General features: G+C 41.8%; 11 protein-coding genes. 3 read left to right on the forward strand and 8 right to left on the reverse strand.

What is annotated here, in order from left to right; all coding sequences use genetic code 11:
* Window positions 1–6 precede the first annotated feature (6 nt).
* The 6 genes from D5F11_RS01655 to D5F11_RS01675 all read right to left on the reverse strand — a co-directional run bounded on the left by D5F11_RS01655 (window position 7) and on the right by D5F11_RS01675 (window position 14676).
* A complete protein-coding gene (locus tag D5F11_RS01655) occupies window positions 7–3879 on the reverse strand; it encodes a M28 family peptidase (protein WP_120115798.1) in 3873 nt (1290 codons plus the stop codon).
* 264 nt (window positions 3880–4143) lie between these two features.
* A complete protein-coding gene (locus D5F11_RS01660; RefSeq protein ID WP_120115797.1) occupies window positions 4144–5577 on the reverse strand; it encodes a M14 family zinc carboxypeptidase in 1434 nt (477 codons plus the stop codon).
* Between the two features lie 580 nt (window positions 5578–6157).
* Window positions 6158–6310, reverse strand: coding sequence for a hypothetical protein (locus D5F11_RS25800; protein ID WP_185830440.1), 153 nt, complete (start codon window positions 6308–6310; stop codon window positions 6158–6160).
* Between the two features lie 265 nt (window positions 6311–6575).
* Window positions 6576–10448, reverse strand: a complete 3873-nt coding sequence (locus D5F11_RS01665) for a M28 family peptidase (protein WP_120115796.1) — start codon at window positions 10446–10448, stop codon at window positions 6576–6578.
* A 283-nt stretch (window positions 10449–10731) separates the two neighbouring features.
* On the reverse strand, window positions 10732–11949 hold the full coding sequence (locus D5F11_RS01670) for a M28 family peptidase (RefSeq protein WP_120115795.1): 1218 nt from the start codon (window positions 11947–11949) through the stop codon (window positions 10732–10734).
* A gap of 210 nt (window positions 11950–12159) precedes the next feature.
* Window positions 12160–14676 (reverse strand): FIMAH domain-containing protein, encoded by a 2517-nt coding sequence (locus tag D5F11_RS01675; protein WP_120115794.1) that lies wholly within the window; start codon window positions 14674–14676, stop codon window positions 12160–12162.
* Window positions 14677–15359: 683 nt separating this feature from the next.
* Between D5F11_RS01675 and D5F11_RS01680 the strand changes: the two genes are divergently transcribed.
* The gene (locus tag D5F11_RS01680; protein ID WP_120115793.1) at window positions 15360–15752 is read left to right on the forward strand and encodes a thiol-disulfide oxidoreductase DCC family protein; all 393 of its coding nucleotides are present in this window, start codon (window positions 15360–15362) and stop codon (window positions 15750–15752) included.
* A gap of 85 nt (window positions 15753–15837) precedes the next feature.
* Here the strand turns inward: D5F11_RS01680 and D5F11_RS01685 are convergent, their stop codons facing one another.
* The gene (locus D5F11_RS01685) at window positions 15838–16710 is read right to left on the reverse strand and encodes a hypothetical protein (RefSeq protein ID WP_126646478.1); all 873 of its coding nucleotides are present in this window, start codon (window positions 16708–16710) and stop codon (window positions 15838–15840) included.
* Between the two features lie 121 nt (window positions 16711–16831).
* Here D5F11_RS01685 and D5F11_RS01690 point away from each other — a divergent pair, with 121 nt between their 5' ends.
* Both D5F11_RS01690 and D5F11_RS01695 read left to right on the forward strand, forming a co-directional pair.
* Window positions 16832–17716: a WD40/YVTN/BNR-like repeat-containing protein gene (locus D5F11_RS01690; protein ID WP_120115791.1), complete on the forward strand. Its 885-nt coding sequence runs from the start codon at window positions 16832–16834 to the stop codon at window positions 17714–17716.
* Complete coding sequence (locus D5F11_RS01695; RefSeq protein WP_120115790.1) at window positions 17709–18557, forward strand: hypothetical protein; 849 nt, start codon at window positions 17709–17711, stop codon at window positions 18555–18557. The genes D5F11_RS01690 and D5F11_RS01695 overlap by 8 nt, the downstream gene beginning before the upstream one ends.
* A 191-nt stretch (window positions 18558–18748) precedes the next feature.
* Here D5F11_RS01695 and D5F11_RS01700 read toward each other — a convergent pair whose 3' ends face one another.
* Window positions 18749–19606: an AraC family transcriptional regulator gene (locus tag D5F11_RS01700; protein ID WP_120115789.1), complete on the reverse strand. Its 858-nt coding sequence runs from the start codon at window positions 19604–19606 to the stop codon at window positions 18749–18751.
* Window positions 19607–19820 lie beyond the last annotated feature (214 nt).

A 19820-nucleotide genomic window follows, 5' to 3' on the forward strand; every position in this document is an offset into this window, starting at 1 on the left:
TTTCAATTAAGATGCTTTTTTCTTTCCGTCCCCTTGCTCCTGTGCTATGAGGTCTGATACTGCAGAATAAATGATACTGCCGATGATCTGCATTCTATCCGGACTGACATTTTCAATTACATCACCAGGAGTGTGGTACCATGGTTCCAAGCGATGAACGACAGGCTCTTCCCAGATGAAAAGTGCTGCATCGATTCCGGCTTCATAGAACGGGATGTGATCCGATCCGCCAGAGCGGTACATGTGCAAAATCTTTTCATCTATTCCCAGCTTGGCAGCTGCTGCTTTTCCTGACTCCCATGCCAGGTTGGACTTGCCATCACCTGTATTCACAGACAATTGAGTAGCCTTGTCCCAATTTGTTCCAACCATATCCAGGTTAAAGTTGACCAAACTTCTGCTTACTTCCTCTTTTGACAACTGACCAACATAATATCTGGAACCAACCAATCCAATCTCTTCAGCACCAAAGGCAACGAATCTGATTTCTTTATTAGTTGGGATGTCCTTGAAATTCCTAGCTAACTCCAGTATGGAGGAGGTCCCCGTTCCATTATCATTGGCACCCGGCGAACCAGGGACACTGTCATAATGGGCGGTAATGTAGACGATTTCCGGATTTGCAACCCCTTTAGGCTTTTTCACCGCAATGACATTCTGTGATGTTTGATTCGTCAGTGTCCGCACGGTGAGATTGACTTTCACTTCTCCAGAAGAAAGCTTCGATAGCAGCCCTTTTCCATCCGCCTGTGTAATCCCGACTACTGGGATGGTGCTTTGATTATTCCCTAGGCTTGGGTTAACAGGAGCAAGACTTTCCGTATTGTCATAAATGATGACACCTGTTGCTCCCGCTTTCGTTGCGTTATCAACTTTTTCCCAAAAGCTGTTATCGCCTCTTTCAATCAGAGCGATTTTTCCTTCAGCTTCTTCAGTAAAATTCTCTGGCTTTCCTAATCCTGCATGAAAAATATCTCCAGTAATTCCTTTTTCATCTGTTTGCCCCGATCCGGCTGATACAGCGGAATGCAATTTCTTATTGTTATCAGATACTATCTTCAATTCACCACTGACCCTATCCCGGATACTAAATTCCTGAGTAGAAACGGCATATCCAAGCTTCTCGAATTCATTTTGAATGTATTGGGCAGCCTGTTTTTCTTCATCCGTGCCTGTTACCCTTGGCCCAATACCCACACTCAATTTCTGCAGATGCTGCATTGCCTTTTCAGGATCAAAGCGTTTATCCCATTTTTCTATCAAATCATCTGCATATCCCTTTAGAATACGCGCAGCTTTTTCTGAAATGAGCTTATTCTTCACCTGCTGATCGAGCAGTGTCTTGAAGCTGTTCATATGTTTAATGACTTTATCTGCTTCTCTTTTCTGTTCGTAAACCTCTACTGCAGTCAAGTGGGTTTTTAGTGCGCGTGCCGCAACAGAGCTCGCAAACTCATCTTCAGACTCAAAACGCTCAACAAGTTCTTTCATTGCCTTGGCGCTTACTCCCTCAGCCAAGTAGTCGATGACAATTTTCGCTTGATTGTAGTCGTTTTTATCTCCATCAGGATTGTATCCGTTTTCAATATTTCCTGCTGCATCTATGGAGAACCAATTGATCGTGGTGGTTTCATCGATTTTTAAGGATTCCGCCGCCTCTCTTGTTCCAGCCACTTGAATCGCTTTCGATTTGAATGTCGGCCTTGATCCGTCAAGCGTATAATAGACAGTTGCCGGTTCACTCGTTTCAAACTTGATTTCCACAGGATTGTTATAGGTTCCAGCTCCTGGAGTTATTTTAGATTCAGGCCTAACATCATCGTTCGCATTTTCATAAGCCACTTCAAACATCCCGATAAGCCCGTTAGCAAATTCCATTGCCTCAGCATGTCCTTCGCTAAATGCTGGCTGGAAACCAGCGGCTGTCCACCGTTTGGTTTCGGCATTCCACAGATCTGCTCCAACTTCAAAGTTCCATGCATAGATACCGTGTTCGTACCAAAGCGTATCCGCGGAGTTGCCTCCTGCCGAATACAATACATCCGGAATCGGCCCGGTTCGGCTTGGCAAAATGACAGTTCCACGATGCTCTTTGATCCTTTTTAAAATATGCTCGGACGCTTGCCAATAATAGGCTTCCTCTCCAGCTGTAGGTCGGGGAAGCGTTACCCGGTTTGCATCATATGCTCCAGGTGACCACATGAAATAACCGCCATAAGCATGGATATTCATCGCAAATTTAATGTTCGGATTTTCTTCTGCCAGCCAATTCAAGTTCTGTGCCTCAGGTTCTGAGAATGGTTCCGGTCCAGCAAAGGTATCGGAGGTACAACTCTTCGATCCACCAATCCAGCCGTCCCATACCGTTCCAATTTTATAATTTCGGTTTAAGTCGACTCCCCATGAATTGCGGTAAGCCGGATCAGATGCTTCAGGTCCGCAGTGGTTCGTCAAATTTCTCCGTTGAGAATTGTAATCATAAAATGAATAGTGTCCACCGTCTGGATTAACGCTTGGAACGATAAATATGTCCAAGTTATCTACTAGCTTCTTCGTATTCTTATCTGTATGGTAATTTCGCAGTAGTCTCTCTGCGGTTTCAACAGAGACGAGCGGCGTTACCCATTCACGCGCGTGTTCCTGAGAGTAGCCTAAAACTCCTGGTTTGGAACCGTCACGTACCTTACCGATACGAATGGCTTTCACTTCGAATGGATCCCTGGAAACTTCTTTTGGAGCCTTTAAATTATCGGTCAATTTAATATCACTTTGCGGTTGCACAATGCCAGTCCCGTTGGAGTTTCTATATCTTGCGGCAGTTACCAAATCGCCAGCTTTCTCGTTGATAGCTTTGATCACTGCATCGGATGTACTGTTATTTCCGAGATTAACCGTCAAATGGCTGCCATCGAGTTCAACTCCCAAAGCGGAATCCCCATTTTTGGGCGCTTTAATATCAACCGTAATATCGTTACCACCTTCGTGTCCCCATGCTTTTGAGGTAAGCACTATTGCCGAGTTCACAACACTTCCAATCGTAACTTGGGCTTTCCGTCTATAACCGTTTGTTTTTTCAGGGAGAGCCACAATTTCAGCCAACTCAGGGAAATCCTTGGCAAGCTGTTCAATCCTTTCCGTCACTTCGGTCGGTGTCATATATTTGTCAACAAAGTCACTAAAATAATCATCATCTCCAGGGGTTCCGTCGCCGATCCATTCTTTCAACCCCGTCTCGACCTTCCCGCCCTGGTTAGTAGTAATAACGACATTTTCCGGAACAGAATCGATATCCATTAGTACATAGTGATATAAATATTCTCCCGCATCAATCTTCCGGGTCATGGCAGCGGTCTGTTTATTTCCCTTGCCATCTATCCATTCTGCTGTCATTACGGTATTGGGACCAGCACTTGACTTCACTTCAAGATACAAAAACAATCCTGAATGATTTTTGAAATAATCCGCTCGAAATACCTTTACATTGTCGGCCTGCTGTACAAGTTGCCGTTTCTTCTTTTCTGTCTGCTCCTGCTGCCGCAACAGCTTTTTGCCTTCTTCAGCAGTTTGGATAACTGTCACTTTGTATCCTTTCAGCTTTAACATCTCAATGTCAGCCTCTGTCACTACCGCCTGCACCTCGAGCTGCCCGTTTCGATCACTGACATATCCTGTCAGGTCAAAACCTTTTATTACCAAGTCCTCCACTGCCTTCCGATCTGGTACAACAATTTCCACAAGCGCCGTTTCCCGTTCAAACTCAACCTTTGTCGTTTCCTCTTTAGGGGCCGCTGCAGTGGGATTTACAAAAAAAGAGGAAAGCGTTAAAGCAACGATGCTTGTCCCTGCTATGAAATGTGACACAAATCGTCTGTAAAGCACTTAATTCCCCCCTACTTAAAATTTTTAGAATTCCTTCGTCGATTATATCAGTATTTTTAGAAGATTGTTATAGTTTGGAATAAAATGATTATATAGCATTATAAAGATAACATTTTTTACAACGGTGGATGGTATATTAGTAACATCGTTAAATAGGCTTATTTACCAATAAGTAGTTCTTTATTCCTGTCATTGAGTTTTTAATACAAAAATCGTTCAAAAGACCCCTGCACTGAAGTAACAGTCCAGGGGTGTTAATACTCATTAGCTAGCGTTGTCACCAAGCGATTGATTTTTTTGTTTTTCCATCAGTACTTTCAAATAATCACTATTGCTTTTCAGCATTTGATGTGTGCCTTGAGTTATTAAATTATTCTTTTTCTGCTGGTCTATTAACTTATTAAATCCGTCTAAATGTTTAATGACCTTATCATATTGTCCCGTCTCTTCATAATGCTTCAAGGCTGTTGCATGTGTCTTCAGAGTTTGGGCAGCGTCTTTGTTTGAGAACTTACCGATTTCCTCATAACGTTCAACAAGTGCTTTCATGTGATCAGCAGACACTTTCACTGGAATTTCCGGGCGTGGAGGATTGATAGGAATAACCCCTTGATAATCAGTATTAAAGCCGCTAATAGGACGGATCGGCACTTCGTTCCAACGTTTAGGATCAGCTTTATACAGGTCTCCTGACGCAAGTCCAGATAAAAACGCGTGAGTAGCGATTATATTCTGCTGGATCAATGGTTCCCGCTCTCCATCAAGGAATTGGCCTGATGTTTCCAGGAAAACAGCTGGGTTGCTATGCCCCTCATTGTTAAGGCCTTCATAATTGATAGCCAGCATCATTCCAGATGAAACTCCGCCACGAATGTCAATAACATTGCTGCCAGTGATATATTGGTCGACAGTAAATTCTTTATACGGCTTTAACGCATCAAATACAGTGACCATTGCCTGACGAGTCGAATCTTCATACTCTCCGCCCTTGATATTAGGTATAGTAGGGCCACCAGGGTTTAATGAGATACCAAGCGACAGTGTCACAGGAATGTTGGTTCCATAGAAATTTTTATTGCCTTGATGATGGATATCCATCATAAACTCAGGCTTGATCTGCGTCCAAAGCTTGTAATATCCGACTGACTCGATCGCAGCAAAGCCCCCATCAACCCAGTCCCTGTTCAAATCAACAGAGATGGTTTGTCCCCTGTCATTCAGTTTGGGTTCCCCAGTCTCATGGTCATACAAGATCGTTCCACGCTGGTCTCTATTAGCGCCATCGACATTATACATTGGAATAAAATAGATCGTTAATTCATTTAAAATTTCTTTGTATGAAGCGTCCTTTTCGTTTATCAGGTTTTCTATCAGGCGCAGTGTGGCATTTGTACCATAAGGCTCGTTTCCATGGATGCGTCCTTGAACCCAGACGTTTCTGTCCCCATTACCTATTTTTGCAACGTAAAGATCTTTCCCGGTTTCACTTCTTCCTTCCTCGATCCCTATCTCCTTCAATGTGAATACATCCAGTTTTCCGTTACTTTGTTCTTCCAACTGTCCAAGAATATCAACCATTTCATCATAGAGAATGACATTGGAGCCGACGATGCTTTCCGACTCCGCCCCAGCCATTCCGCTGGAGGTAAAAACAAGAAATAAGGCTGCGACTACTAAAAATACACGCCTCTTCAACATTTTCCTCACTCCTTTCAAATTTTCCCTCTTTGCCACTTGGTTGAATAGCACAGTTATGTAAGAGGTTCATATGGCCAGTGTCAGTTGCAGGAACCAATAGCTTCTTTTAATTACTACGCACATCACCCCCTTTAGCATCAAACAAGACCAATACTTACTCCTATGCCTTCTGAAAATCAATAGCAGTTAAATCATTCGTAACCAATAAAATTTAACCGTAAAATATCCGTTATGTTTGAACAGAAAAAAATCATATCCTTTCAGATTTTTTGACGAATATCTATGATATAGAATGATTGAAAACAACCTCTTCATTCCAAATATTCGCAATTTATCATTTGCGAATGTATATGTATCATGCTTTATTCCCCCGATTTAAGGACTTTCGTGTCATTTTTGATTCAAATTAGCTAGACTTTGTCTAACGAAATCTTATCAGATTTATCTAAATATTAGAATAAGAATTATGAAAACGGTTCCAAAGAAACGGGTATATTATTATTTTTTAGTACTAAGTTACTTTATCCAAGTCGTAATGATTAGTAGAAAAGTAGTTCCCGCCTGCCAAATACCTGTAAAATCAGTTTTTAGACATTATCAAATGCGCCTTGGCGTATTTGCCCCAGATTTTATCGAGCTCCGCTCGATAAATTTCCTCTGAAAATCTGTGGCATCCGCCGGAGGCTTTGACTTTATTCAGCCGGGGTTTGAACCCCACTGAATGGAATACCAATAGGCATTCATCTCACACTTACAGAAGTGGGAGATGAATGCTGAATGAAGTTAAATACAAAATCAGGGGAACAGGTCCCCTGATTTGTATTAGGTTTTGTTAGATTATATTTCGGCTTCTTTCTATTTGGGGGGTCTGACCCCCATCCCATTAAAGTGATAACGCATTAACGGAGTGGGGGTCAGACCCCTTCAAAGATTATATTTCGGCTTCTTTCCACTGTCTCAAAAGATTTTGACAATACTTCTTTGAAAATGCTGTGATCCTAAGATGCTTTTTTCGACTGTGTGCCCTGTTTTTGGGTAACAAGCTCTGATACAGCCGAATGGATGATGTTTCCAACCATTTGTATTCTTTCAGGGCTGACATTTTCAATTTTATCATTCGGCGTGTGGTACCAAGGCTCCAATCCGGCTGTTCCAGGTACCATCCAAATAAATAGCGCTGCATCAATGCCGGCTTCATGGAAAGGTACATGGTCTGACCTACTGAATTGGTACAAGTTCAGAACATTGTCATCTATGTTCAACCTTTCTGAAGCCGCTTTCACTGATTGCCATACAGTATTGGATTTCCCATCTACCGTGTTGACATACAATTGGGAAGCAGGCTCATAATTTGTTCCAACCATATCCAAGTTGAAATTAGCAATACTTCTGGAGATTTCATCTTTAGACAACTGGCTGACGTAATATCGGGATCCAACTAATCCGATCTCCTCTGCACCGAAGGTAACAAACCTGATTTCTTTATTATTTGGTATATTTTTCATTGCGTTAGCCAATTCAAGAATGGTAGTGGTTCCCGATCCATTATCGTTGGCTCCTGGCGAACCGGATACACTGTCATGATGCGAGGTAACATATACGATTTCAGGGTTTGGAATTCCCTTCGGTTTCTTTACTGCTATGACGTTTTGCGACTTTTGATTAGTAAAAGTACGCACCATTAAATTGACCTTTAACTCACCTGAGGAAGCTTTTGAAAGCAAGTCCTTTCCATCCGCTTGAGTTATACCGACTACAGGAATAGTACTCTTATTATTACCCAAGCTTGGATTAATAGGAGAGGCACTATCCGTATTGTCATAAATGATGACACCTGCCGCTCCCGCTTTCATTGCATTTTCAACTTTCTCCCAAAAAGAGAGTTCCCCTCTTTGAACAAGCGCAATTTTTCCTTCTACATCTGAAAGCTCTTCTGGTTTACCCAACCCAGAATCAACTACATCTCCTGTAATTCCTTTTTCATCCGTTTGGGATGATCCGGTTGAGATTGCTATGTTCAGCTTTTTATTGTTATTGGAAATCACTTTTAATTCTCCGCCAAACCGATCAGGTATACTAAACTCCTGAGTGGAAACGTCGTATCCCAGTTTTTTAAACTCATTTTGGATATATTGGACTGCTTGTCTTTCCTCATCTGTTCCGGTGACTCTTGGTCCAATGTCCACACTCAAATGCTGAAGATGTTTCATCGCTTTTTCTGAGCTGAATTGTGCATCCCATTTCTCAATCAGTTGATTCGAATAGGATTTGAGAATGCGGACCACTTTTCCGCTGACCAGCTTGTCCTTCTCCTGCTGTTCAATCAGTAAGTTGAAGCTCTTCATATGCTTCGTTACTTTTTCTGCATCGTTTTGCTTCTCGTATAACGCAACTGCCGTCAAGTGTGTTTTCAGTGCCCTGGCAGCCACTTCACTGGCGAATTCGCCCTCTTTCTCAAAACGCTCAACGAGTGATTTCATGCCATCGGCAGTGACGCCGTCAGGCAAATAATCAATAACAAACTTCGCTTCGTTGTAATTGTTTTCTTTCCCGTCTGGATCATAGCCGTTTTCGACATTCCCCGCTGCATCCACCGAGAACCATTTAATTGTTGTTGTTTCATCAAGCGTTATGGTTTCGGCACCATCCCTCGTACCGGCAACTCCAATTACTTTGGATTTCAGTGTCGGTCTGGAACCATCAAGCGTGTAATAAATGGTGGCAGGCTTACTAGTCTCGAATTTGATTTCAACAGGTTCGTTGTATGTGCCTGCCTTAATATTAAGCTTTGATTCAGGGCTCACGTCGTCATTGAAATTATTAAGCGCCACTTCGAACATTCCGATTAACCCATTGGCAAATTCCATTGCTTCAGCATGCCCTTCCTCAAATTCAGGTTGGAAGCCAACACTTACCCAGCGCTTTGTAGCGGCATCCCACAAAGGCGCCCCAACTTCAAAGTTCCAGGCGTAAATTCCATGTTCATACCAAAGCGTATCAGCGGAATTGCCTCCTGCAGAATACAATACATCAGGAATCGGGCCTGTCCTTCCAGGCATAATGACTGTTCCGCGATGTTCTTTGATTTTCTTCAAAATATGTTCGGATGCCTGCCAATAATAGGCTTCCTCCCCAGCAGTCGGACGTGGCAATGTCACACGATTTGCATCATAAGCTCCAGGTGACCACATGAAATAACCGCCGTTCGAATGAATATTCATCGCAAATTTAATATTCGGGTTCTCTTCAGCCAGCCAATTCAAGTTCTGTGCTTCTGGCTCTGAGAAGGGCTCTGGACCAGCGTACGTACCTGAAAGACATTCCTTTGATCCGCCTATCCAGCCATCCCACACAGTCCCGATTTTATAGTTTCGGTTCAAATCAACTCCCCACGAATTACGGTATCCGGGATCAGATGTTTCTGGTCCACAATGATTGACTAAGTTCTTCCGCTGCATATTATAATCATAGAAAGAGAAATGTCCGCCATCCGGGTTAACACTCGGCACAATGAATATATCGAGATTATCTACAAGCTTCTTAGTATTTTCATCAGTATGATAGTTTCTTAGCAAGCGCTCGGCAGTTTCTACTGAAACAAGAGGGGTCACCCATTCGCGAGCATGCTCCTGCGAATACCCAAGTACCCCCGGTTTAGAGCCGTCACGTACTTTACCAATCCGAATCGCTTTAACTGTCCACGGATCCCTGGAAATCTCTTCAGGTGCCTTCAGATTATCGGAAAGAGAAATGCCTGATTGAGGTTCAACAATCCCTTTTCCATCCGAATTTCTATACTTTTCTGCACTTACCAAATCACCTGCTGCCTTATTGATAGCCTCTATTATTTCGGCAGATGTACTATTTGGTTTTACCGCCCCATCCGTTCCCAGTATTACTGTGATCTGATCACCATCTACCTCCACCTTCAAGTCAGTATTCGCTTTATTGGCTGATTTCAACTCAACCTTTATATCATTTCCTCCCTCATGCCCCCAAGCTTTTGAGGTAAGAACGAAAGCAGCATTTGCTGCATTACCAATCGTTGCCTGTGCATGTCGGCGGTATCCATTTGTTTTATGGGGCAACGAGACAATTTCCGCCAATTCAGGAAACTCTTCAGCCAACTGTTCAACCCGCTCCGTGACCTCCGTTGGGTTCATGTAGTGGTCAACAAAATCGCTGAAATATTCATCACCAGAAGGTGTACCATCGCCGATCCATTCAGTTAGTTTGGTTTCGATCTTTCCTCCCTCTTTTGTAGTGATCGTCACATTTTCCGGAACAGCATCAATGTCCGTTAAGATGTAATGATAGAGGTATTCTCCAGCATCGACTTTTCTTGTCATGGAACCCGTTTCTTTTTCCCCTTTGCCATTTGTCCATTCAGCTGTCATCGTGGCGTCTGGGCCGACACTTGATTTTACCTCTAGGTATAAAAATGTCCCTGACTGATTTTTAAAATAATCCGCCCGAAAAACTTTCAGCTTGTCTTCCTGCTGAATCCTCTGCATCTTCCTTTCTTGTTTTCTTAATTTCTCGTTTGCCTCCTGTGCAGTCTGGATCGTTTTCACTTTCAACCCTTGCAGTGTTAACATTTTAATGTCAGCTTCGCTTACAATTAACTGCACTTCGATGTCCCCGTTCCGGTCATTTAATCCTGCAATATCAATCCCTTTCGTGACCAAATCATCCAAGACTTTCCGATCCGGCAGAATTGTTTCGACGAGTGACATCTCTCGTTCAAACTCGACTTCCTTTTCGGGTTCCTTGGACACCGCGGAAATTGGCTGAACACCGAAAGAAATCATCGTCAAGGCCATAACACTGGATACAGCAAGCATTCGAGACGTGAACTTTTTTATGCTCATTTAAACCTCCCCTTAGAATTTGTCTAGCTAGAGAAAATTATATCACTAAATTCAGAAAATTTTATCCATTCCGATAAAAACAGTGCCTAAGAAACACTTTTATCGAAAATTCCAACTTATTCACAAGGAAAAAAGAATGATAATCAACTGACTGGATAGGTGAAAAAACACAAAAAAAATGGTGCCTGTAGGTAAAATGTCTAGTCTACTTCTGGAATCAGTTCCATTGAACCAAACTTCTCATAAAAAACCCCTTGCACGAAATGATGCAAGGGAAAAACAATCATTTGTTCCACTTCTTCTCCAAAGCCATTGAATCCACTTTTAGAATATGGTACGCCTTATCCGAAATCTGTCCATCGTTTTTTTGATGTTCGAGCAATTGGACAAATCCTTTCATATGCTTCGCTGCTTTATCAATTGAACCTTTATCTTCATAATGTTTGACTGCAGTCAAATGTGTGGATAGGGCTCGAGCAGCCCCGTCATTTGTAATTCCACCTTCATCACGAGCATACTCAACGAGCCTATTAATATGCTCTATACTTGATGGCTCTGCCGCAGCCAACTGAAGGACAAGCTTGGTTAAAATATGCGAATAAGAGTTCAGTCTTTCCATACGCTCCGGAAATTCAGAAAGGATAAATCGCATATTATCTTTGGAAGGATCGTGCCAAATCCCGCCGTGCTTTTCTGTTTGTGTATATCCATCCATGTCTCCAATTTCCCAATTGGTAGATTCAAGATACCCAAATGGAATACCTTTTTGATGGAATGGTGCATGGTCACTCCAGTCCCCAGTTGTCCCTTTGGGATAGTCTGGATTCAATCCAGGATTTGTTTGAAGACCGATGCCAATTTCTTTACCAATATCCAAAGCCAATTCTCTTACGAAGCCTTTTTTGCCCAAGCCTCCATAAACATACATATTGTCGCCGACTATCAAGCTGTCCAGATTGATCATGGCTTTCGTATTGGCAATATCAGAGGCATTCATCTTAGCCACATATGCATTCGAACCTCTGAGTCCTGATTCCTCCGCACCAAAAGCTATAAAACGAATCGTATATGGTATTTTCAAATCCTTGATCCTTTCGGCTGTCTCCAGCATGACACCAACACCTGATCCATTATCCTCTACACCTTCCACACCACGCACCGAGTCATAGTGGGCACCAATAATAATTTCCTCTTTTAAACTGCCTCGCTTGATGGCGATGACATTGGCAGAGTCCACAGTAGTTCCTCTGTTAGTATAGGAAAATGCTTGAATTTCGGTATCATATCCAAGGTCCTCGAAGGCTTGAAATAGATAATCCCGTGCCCGTTCCTCGCCTTTTGTCCCAGCAACCCTCTCTCCAATATTTTGTGATAAATACGATAAATGTTGAAAAGCAATGCTACCAAACTCTTTATCTATTGCCTGCGCTGAAAAACCATTACAGATAACCCCAAAGGTCATGATGAGAACAATAATACAATATCGTTTGATTCCCTTCATACATACCCACCCCCACTTAAATTAATAAATTCATGCCACCAAACCAGTGTCTTGATTACAGCTGCCAATATGTTCGGTTTCGTGTTTTCCAAGCTGGCAATGTTATTTACCTATTCTAGTTCACCATAAGAAATAAATTTTTATCAACAATAAAGCGCCCTTTAAATCCCGTTATTACACTTTTTAGCTAATGTTAAAAGGCAATCGTATTTATTCCCATTTCTTGATCAGTGCATTCGTATCAGACTTTAATAAATGGTACACTTTTCCAGAAATCAACCCATTGTTTTTCTGATGCTCAAGCAGCTGGTCAAAACCTTCCATATGCTTGACAACCTTATCAGCCTGCCTCTTTTCCTCATACAAGTTGACTGCCGTCAAATGGGTGGTCAAGGCACGTGCATCCTCGTCGTTTTTAAATGCTCCTTCTTTCGCATAACGTTCCACACGGGCCTTTGTCCCTGCGGCGGTTGTTAAAATCGTTTCTTCTCCCGGATAAATCGCGTTTGTCAGAAGCCTGTAGAGATATTCAGGATGCGCACGGAATCCAACTTCCATCCCAAATAATGTAACTCCAGGATCAGCCCCTTTGATGATGACCGGCTGTCCCTGTGCAGGCTGAGGATTCTTCCAGAATCCGGCTTTGAAGAATTTCCCTTCTCCAAATGAGGCTGCTACTCTATCATTCTCAACACTCGTATACCAGACTGGATTATAAACGAACCCAATATCCTGTTCCTTATAACTAGCAGTGATAGATGTATCCCCATAGAGTACATCGACGATCCCATTGCTGTTCGTTCCACCGCTGTTTACCGTCGCTTCAGTCAATTCAAGCTGTACAGCAGCCTTTGATGCGTTGGCACCGATGGCGATATATTTTCCTCCATTAGAAACAAACTCATGTATCGTTTCTTTATAGGCATCATTTTTGACAATGCCCGAACCGTTGGCCACAAGAACATCAAACTCTGCCAATCCGTTAGCCTCAATATCCTGATCTCTGAGCTCAGTCACATCAAAGCCAAGCTGTTTAAGTGCTGTTCTAACTCCGTGTTGACCGCCATCATTTAAAATGGCGACATTAACTCTTTCTAACTCCTTAGCCTTTGCTGGCATCGGCTTGCTCATTAATGCCAGACCTGATTCTTTCACCGCATTGGATAAGGAGGCGCTTCCCTGCTCGATATAAAAATGGCCATTTTCCCCCTTTAAAACAGAGATATTGCTTTGAATCAGCCTGTTGACAAGGGCTATCGCTCCGACAGAGCTGTTTGTAATTTCGTAAGGGCCTGCGCCGATTAACTTGCCTTCTTCAATCGCCTTATTCACTTCTTTCATTGGAACGTCAATATCAGAATCGGTGGGGATCGCTTCAAATCCCCATAGCTCCGGCAGATTCCACGCAGAAATGTCATACATAGCTCCTACACGATCACTAATATCTTCACCATCCCAAAGCAGTGTATTTACTAAGCCAGCTTTTGCCTGGTTAAGATTTATAATGTATGTTCCTTTATCATACTTGTTTCCATCAATCAAAGCAGGACCTTCTACTTGGTGAATCTTTACACCGTATTTCAGAAGATGATTCACTGTTTTCACTGTTGCAGATGGATCTGTTTGATCAACAGGCAATACATACGCCCTAGGGAAAAATCCCGGTGCATGGTCCGGATGATCGAATTCGACACCGCGCCTGAATACCTCTATCTGATCCTCCAGCATTCCCACTTTATTTTTCACAGCATATTTCAAAGCACCCATTACAGCCTGATAATGCCATTCTACTCCGTCCTGAGTTTTGTTTGGGGTTTCAAGTGTAGAAACATAGGCGCCGTGATACATTCCATGTCCTGGAGCAAAGATCGGCGGATAGTCATCCCAGCCGTCCTCCGCATCACGATAAGGAATATGGGTCCCTTCCATATTTTTATATAGATCGGTTTCAAATTTATCCTTATTTGCCACCAGTTCCGCTTCCATTGCTTCTGCCTGTGGCAAAGCCCACTTCAAATACAAATCATGTTCAGTATTTGGATTATGCGGGCTTGTCGTAGGTTCAATCAGCCCCGGAGTCCGATTAGTACGCACAACAAATCCGTGCAAGTCCAAAAAGACCATGGGAACCCATTCTTTCATTAGTTCTACCGTAGCATGGGTTTCCGGCTGTGAAAGTGTCACAAAATCACGATTGACATCAAATCCGTTGCCATTTGCTCGTGTTCCGAGAATACGTCCGTCAGGATTTTGAACCACATTGAAAATCAGTATGTTATTTTCCAAGATACTCATTGTCTCTTCATCATTTTCGTATCCGAAACGATCAATTAACTTTAGGATTGCATCAACACCCGGCTCTTCATTCCCATGAATAGACCCATTAATTAAAATAGGAACTTTAACATCAGGATTCTCAGCAACAAATTTTTTTGCTTTGGTCGGGTCAGCCACCATTAATTCCCTCAATTTTTTTGATTGATTAATGTCTTCGGCTGATTCAGCAATCACTACGCTATAAAGATCATGTCCCATCGAAGATTGACCAATGACGTCCAGCGTTACACGTTCACTTTCTTTTACATGTTTTTCAAGAATGGGCAATATTTCCTCATACGGAACTGGCGTATAGGCAACAGCATTAGCCTTTGCTGCTTGTGTGACTGGTGCGAGAAAAGAAAAAACCATCATGAATGCAATCAATGGAGCAAGTAAATGCCTTCTCATAAGCTTTCCCCCTTATCTCTTCTTATAACTGAATATTCCGACTTAAATAACCCTATTAATTCCCACTAGCAGAGCACTATTTAAACAAATCAATCCCCCTTTTTTGACAGAATATCCACACTAAAAAATGTATAGCACGGAAAAAGTCTGGTAAACTATAAAATTACTCAAATAGATACCCATCAGCATCTATCGACTAATTTTACTCTTCTATTTCCTTATTCTTTTTGCACTAATTGACATTATAACAGTATTTTTAGAATATTTTATCTATTTATTTTATTTAAACAAAAAATTCATCCTAAAGCATTAAACTTTTGGAAATTACAACTCTTCTCTGGGTAGTTTTCCCCCTAAAGTCTGTAGGATTAAAAAGGTTAAAATGCCTAAAGAATATCCTACATAAGCACGAACCGGAAAACATGAATAGTTATACAGAATGTGGTCAATAACTGTTAGAATGTTATCGTATTTGTAGAAATATAAGACAGCTGAGGCCGATATAAGACAGATTTAAGAGGAAAAACCAAAATCTTGAGGATACGTTCTGGCACTGCAATGTTTGAACCGAATAATCACACATAAAATCATTAGCCAATCATTTCATGTTCATAAGACAAACGTTATGTTTCACATGTAAAAAAGGTTAAAATAAGGAGAGACTGCGATCAGGAGGAATCTATGTGAATCCCATCGTATTATTTGACGGCGTTTGTAATTTCTGTGATGCAAGTGTGCAGTTTATCATTAAAAATGACCCTAAAGGAAAGTTCCGCTTTGCCCCGCTCCAAAGCGATATCGGACAAAAACTACTGAAGCAATATCATTTTTCTTCACATGTAGACAGTATCGTTTTGATCGAGGAAGATAAGACCTATTGCAAATCAGATGCTGCGCTGAGAATCTGTCGGCATTTGAAAGGTCTTTGGAAGTTGACCTATATACTAATCATCATCCCGGCCCCAGCACGGAACTTTGTCTACGATGTTTTAGCCAGAAACCGCTACAAGTGGTTCGGAAAAAAGGACAGCTGCGTCCTCCCATCTTCAGATGTGCGCAGAAGATTCTTATCTTAATTAGTAAGAGAGAAAGCATGCTTTTGGACCGAACCAAAGCATGCCATCATTTTAGGACCCTCACCTCAAATTCGGTATGGGTACCTTAACTATGATTCAGCTCAAAAAATTGATAAAACGGCTCCTTGTTCAATTTTTGAAGTTCCAGTTCCAAATCAAACCACTTAAATACTTCGTCGTTCATATCATTAATCTGAAACGGAATTTGTCTATCATGGGCGATTTCCTTGATCTGCTGGGCTGTCTCCAATGAATCCCTTGACAGACTTTGAAAATGATATTCAACTTTCTCGTTATGATGATCAACAAAGATTAGTTTCCATGTAAACTCTGTCTCGTCAGTCGAATCACTCAGTTTCGCTCTATGTATGGATGGCTGTACGTAAATCCCCTTAATTTCATCGAATGATTGGACTGTCCGCTTTCCATTCCAAGACTGTGAAACAAGTCCAAGCTCCTGATGGACCCCTCGGTAATCGGACCACATGATATATTGAAAGCCCCCGTAGAGAAAAACAGTCCCAACAATCATTCCGGTCAAAAGGCGTTTTCTCTTTAAGTCTGGGCTGAAAAAACGAATCGCTATGAACAGAAGAAGTACTATCATGAAGATAAGTGAAAGTGAACTGAGCTCACTGGCCCCCGGTTCATATAAGATATATTTTCCATCTATCATTGCTTTTTGTTTTTTCCCCTCATAAGTCTCATATGAATAAAATATGAGTGGAACAATCATAGTACAGTATACGTAGATGACAAGCCAACCTTTAATCTTACTCTTGAAATCTATCCAAGATGTTCGCATTCCCTGGCCTAACAGATAAACCGGGAGACTAGCAAGAAATAAAATAAAGATGGAAACGGTCGTATTCTCCTCAAACTCCGATAGAGCCCCGAAAGCCAATACCGCACTGAAGACAATACACATGATTCCTATGAACTTTTTTATCTCATTCACCTCTTTCGACTAAAAAGCAAGCAGGGACACTACTTTTCTATTGTATTTATTTTCTTCCATATTCACCAGTAGCGTACTTCTGTTAAACTGATAATAATCTAAAGTTCAAGGAGATTCGCCAATGAAAAATGTTGTCTTCAGTATAGCAGCGCTCATAATAATCGGCTTGATTGCCGGATTATTTTTTTATCACATGCCTTCCAAACATGCAGAAGTACAAGAACCAAATGTCCAAGAGACACCTGCAAAACAGCCTCTCTATGCTAACGAGACAATTGATTATTCCCTGCAAAACGATGAGGTCAAGATCACTTTCGATAAAGGAGAGAACTGGCTCCCCATTCCAATAGAAAAAGACGCGCTTTTTAATGGAGAGTACAATGGAAGTAAAGAGGAACTGATTGAGAATAGCTATATCCTAACGAAAAAAAGGATAGCCTTCCTCTATTATGAACAGGACAACATCAAAATGTTATCATCCATTGATCAGGGTGAATCCTGGCAGGAGACGCTCATTTCCGAGCACTATCCGCCCATCCGTTTTCGAAAAACCGCTTTTCTAAATGAACACTTTGGCTATGTCATCATTTCTGGCGATCGTACAATGTCACAAGAGATGTCAAACGTCTTTTTAACCCTTGACGGCGGAAAAACCTGGAACGAAACCAATAACACTAATGTCACAAGATTGGTAGCAGATGGCGGCTTCACCAATGAGCAGACAGGCTTTTTATCGTTTGGTATCCTCAACCCTGAACAGCCCGAACTTCATGTGACACAAGATGGCGGAGCAAATTGGAGTGAAGCGGAAATACAGATTCCTGAGAAATATCGTAAAATCTTTGTGATAGCAGAAGCACCCTTCAAAGAAGGAAATCAATTGGCAATGTTAGTAAACCAAGGACCTAGTGGCGATTATTTAGGCGGGAAGGTAAAAGGAAAGTTTCTTTCAAAAGATGAGGGGAAAACATGGGAATTTGCCAGGGAGGTGCAGCCTGATGAATAAAAACATCAAAAATATCGGAGGGTGGATTTTATTTCTTCTCGCCATAGGCTGCTTCCTTTTGCAAATGTCTTTCTTGTTTTTACATGCCAAGTTTCAAGTTGAATACACCGATAACCAACTTTTCTTTTTAATCAACATTTTGAGTGCTATCTTTCTTTGGCTGGCGATCCTATTACTATTGCAAATTGGAAAAAAACAGCAGCTATTTAGTGGAGCCCTCATCGTACTGTTCATTTTAGCCAATGTCATTCTTCTCACTATGGACCAAACCAAAACACATAATGTTGTCAGTCTTTCTCCAGATTTAAAGCATGTTTTATCCATCAAAGAGAATAAAGAAACAAAGCAGGCAACCTTTTACAGAACATATTACCACATCCTTTCCCGTCCAAAAGAAAGTCTGCCCTATAAAACAACCGGCGATTTTAAGGTGAAGTGGCTGGCCAACGATGTAGCAGCTGTCACCTATCAAGCGGATGATAAGAGCATTCACCAATACATAGGTACATACGGAGACCGTGGCAGCGGAGGCTATTATTACGTAGGCCCATCTATCTACGGACAGTGGTCTGGCGGTGATATAGAGGTCATAAGTGATCAGTCGGGAATCAAGGTAATTCATCCAGAAGGTTTGGATACATTTAACTGGAATCAAGTCGTACAGTTTGGAACGTTGGCAATAGTGTTGATCAATAATGATGAAGCCATATGGACAATTGCCCTAAGTAAAAATTTTAAAGTGCAATCTGAAGCACTCGAACCGCCATTAGGAGACATCATCATTTACAAGGCAACAATGGAGGAATCCAGACCCATTACTTTAAAGTATGTTGGGTCTTGAAAAAGAACTGCACTAACTGATAGCCATCTCCATATCTCCTATTTTTTGAATCTATACGGGGCACAATCAGAATACGTTCCGGCAATCCATTCATTTTCCCCCGATAGTTCAGGCGAAAAATCCACTTCAAGCAAACGAACACGAAAAGCTGCTGTTGCAGGAATTCCCTCTGCCAGCAGCTTTTAAAAAAACTATTCAATTGCTACCCAAATCTCATTATAAGAATCTTCCCTATAAGGATTTATATCTATATATGCCTCAATAGAAGCTACTTTAGCCGGTTCGTAGCCATTTGAAGGAAACCACTCTGAATATATTTGTTTCGTCGTGGCGAGGATAGCATCCGGGACAGGTCCTTTGGCCTCAAAAACCGCCCATTTGGCTGCCGGGAAATGAAATGTCGAAAATCCATCAGATTTTTCTCCACTATGTTCCGCTGCAATCCAATAATCAACTGTGTTATTCTCCAAGTTAAAGTTAGAGCAAATACCTAGCAAACCTTTGATCTGTCCATCGTTTAATTGCAGTAATTTTGTACTTTCCCTATTGCTGTTTACTTCTTCCCAAAATTCCGGAACTCCTGGAATTCCAATTTCATCCCAGCATTGAAACTCCCGTTTAATCCCTACTGCTTTAAATGCACTTCTTTTCACAATACGATAATTCATTGGTTCCGCCCCTTTCAGATTTACCTGGATTACCATACGGTTGTATGATTGGAGCTTCCCTATCCCTTTTCTGGCTTCACTTGGGGTTATGCCGTGCTGTTTTCGGAAAGCTCTTGAGAAAGATTCAGGAGTATCATAGCCATATTTAAAGGCAAGGTCGATAATTTTGCTATCTGTACTAGACAGTTCTTGAGCAGCTAATGTCAGGCGCCGCTTTCGAAGATATTCTCCTACAGACATATCGGTCAAAATCATAAATATACGCTGAAAATGAAAGGAAGACACATTCGCCTGTTTCGCAATATCTTCGATTGTCATTGTGTCAAACAAATGAGTCTCCATATAATCGATAGCCTTTTGTAAAGATTCAACCAATGCCATGCTGATCAACTCCTTATTTCCATACTAACAACACGGTTTATCTCATTCATGACTTTTTGTGCTTCTTAAAGTCAGCTCTCAATATTAGAAAAGCGCAAGACGGCTGATCAGGGGCGACAAGCACAAGGCGAATGGAGAGGAGGTAGCTCCTAAACCACCACAGTCATTTGACTTGTGACCTCGATCCCCTGCCGCCTGGAGCTGGACACCAATA

The organism is Siminovitchia terrae (assembly GCF_003605405.2).
In the GTDB taxonomy this organism is placed as follows: domain Bacteria; phylum Bacillota; class Bacilli; order Bacillales; family Bacillaceae_C; genus Siminovitchia; species Siminovitchia terrae.

Excerpts from the sequence above, each read along its gene's own strand:
- D5F11_RS01660 (WP_120115797.1), bottom strand. The coding sequence starts at position 5,577 with ATGTTGAAGAGGCGTGTATTTTTAGTAGTCGCAGCCTTATTTCTTGTT.
- D5F11_RS01665 (WP_120115796.1), bottom strand. The coding sequence starts at position 10,448 with ATGAGCATAAAAAAGTTCACGTCTCGAATGCTTGCTGTATCCAGTGTT.
- D5F11_RS01670 (WP_120115795.1), bottom strand. The coding sequence starts at position 11,949 with ATGAAGGGAATCAAACGATATTGTATTATTGTTCTCATCATGACCTTT.
- D5F11_RS01675 (WP_120115794.1), bottom strand. The coding sequence starts at position 14,676 with ATGAGAAGGCATTTACTTGCTCCATTGATTGCATTCATGATGGTTTTT.
- D5F11_RS01690 (WP_120115791.1), top strand. The coding sequence starts at position 16,832 with ATGAAAAATGTTGTCTTCAGTATAGCAGCGCTCATAATAATCGGCTTG.
- D5F11_RS01695 (WP_120115790.1), top strand. The coding sequence starts at position 17,709 with ATGAATAAAAACATCAAAAATATCGGAGGGTGGATTTTATTTCTTCTC.
- D5F11_RS01700 (WP_120115789.1), bottom strand. The coding sequence starts at position 19,606 with ATGGCATTGGTTGAATCTTTACAAAAGGCTATCGATTATATGGAGACT.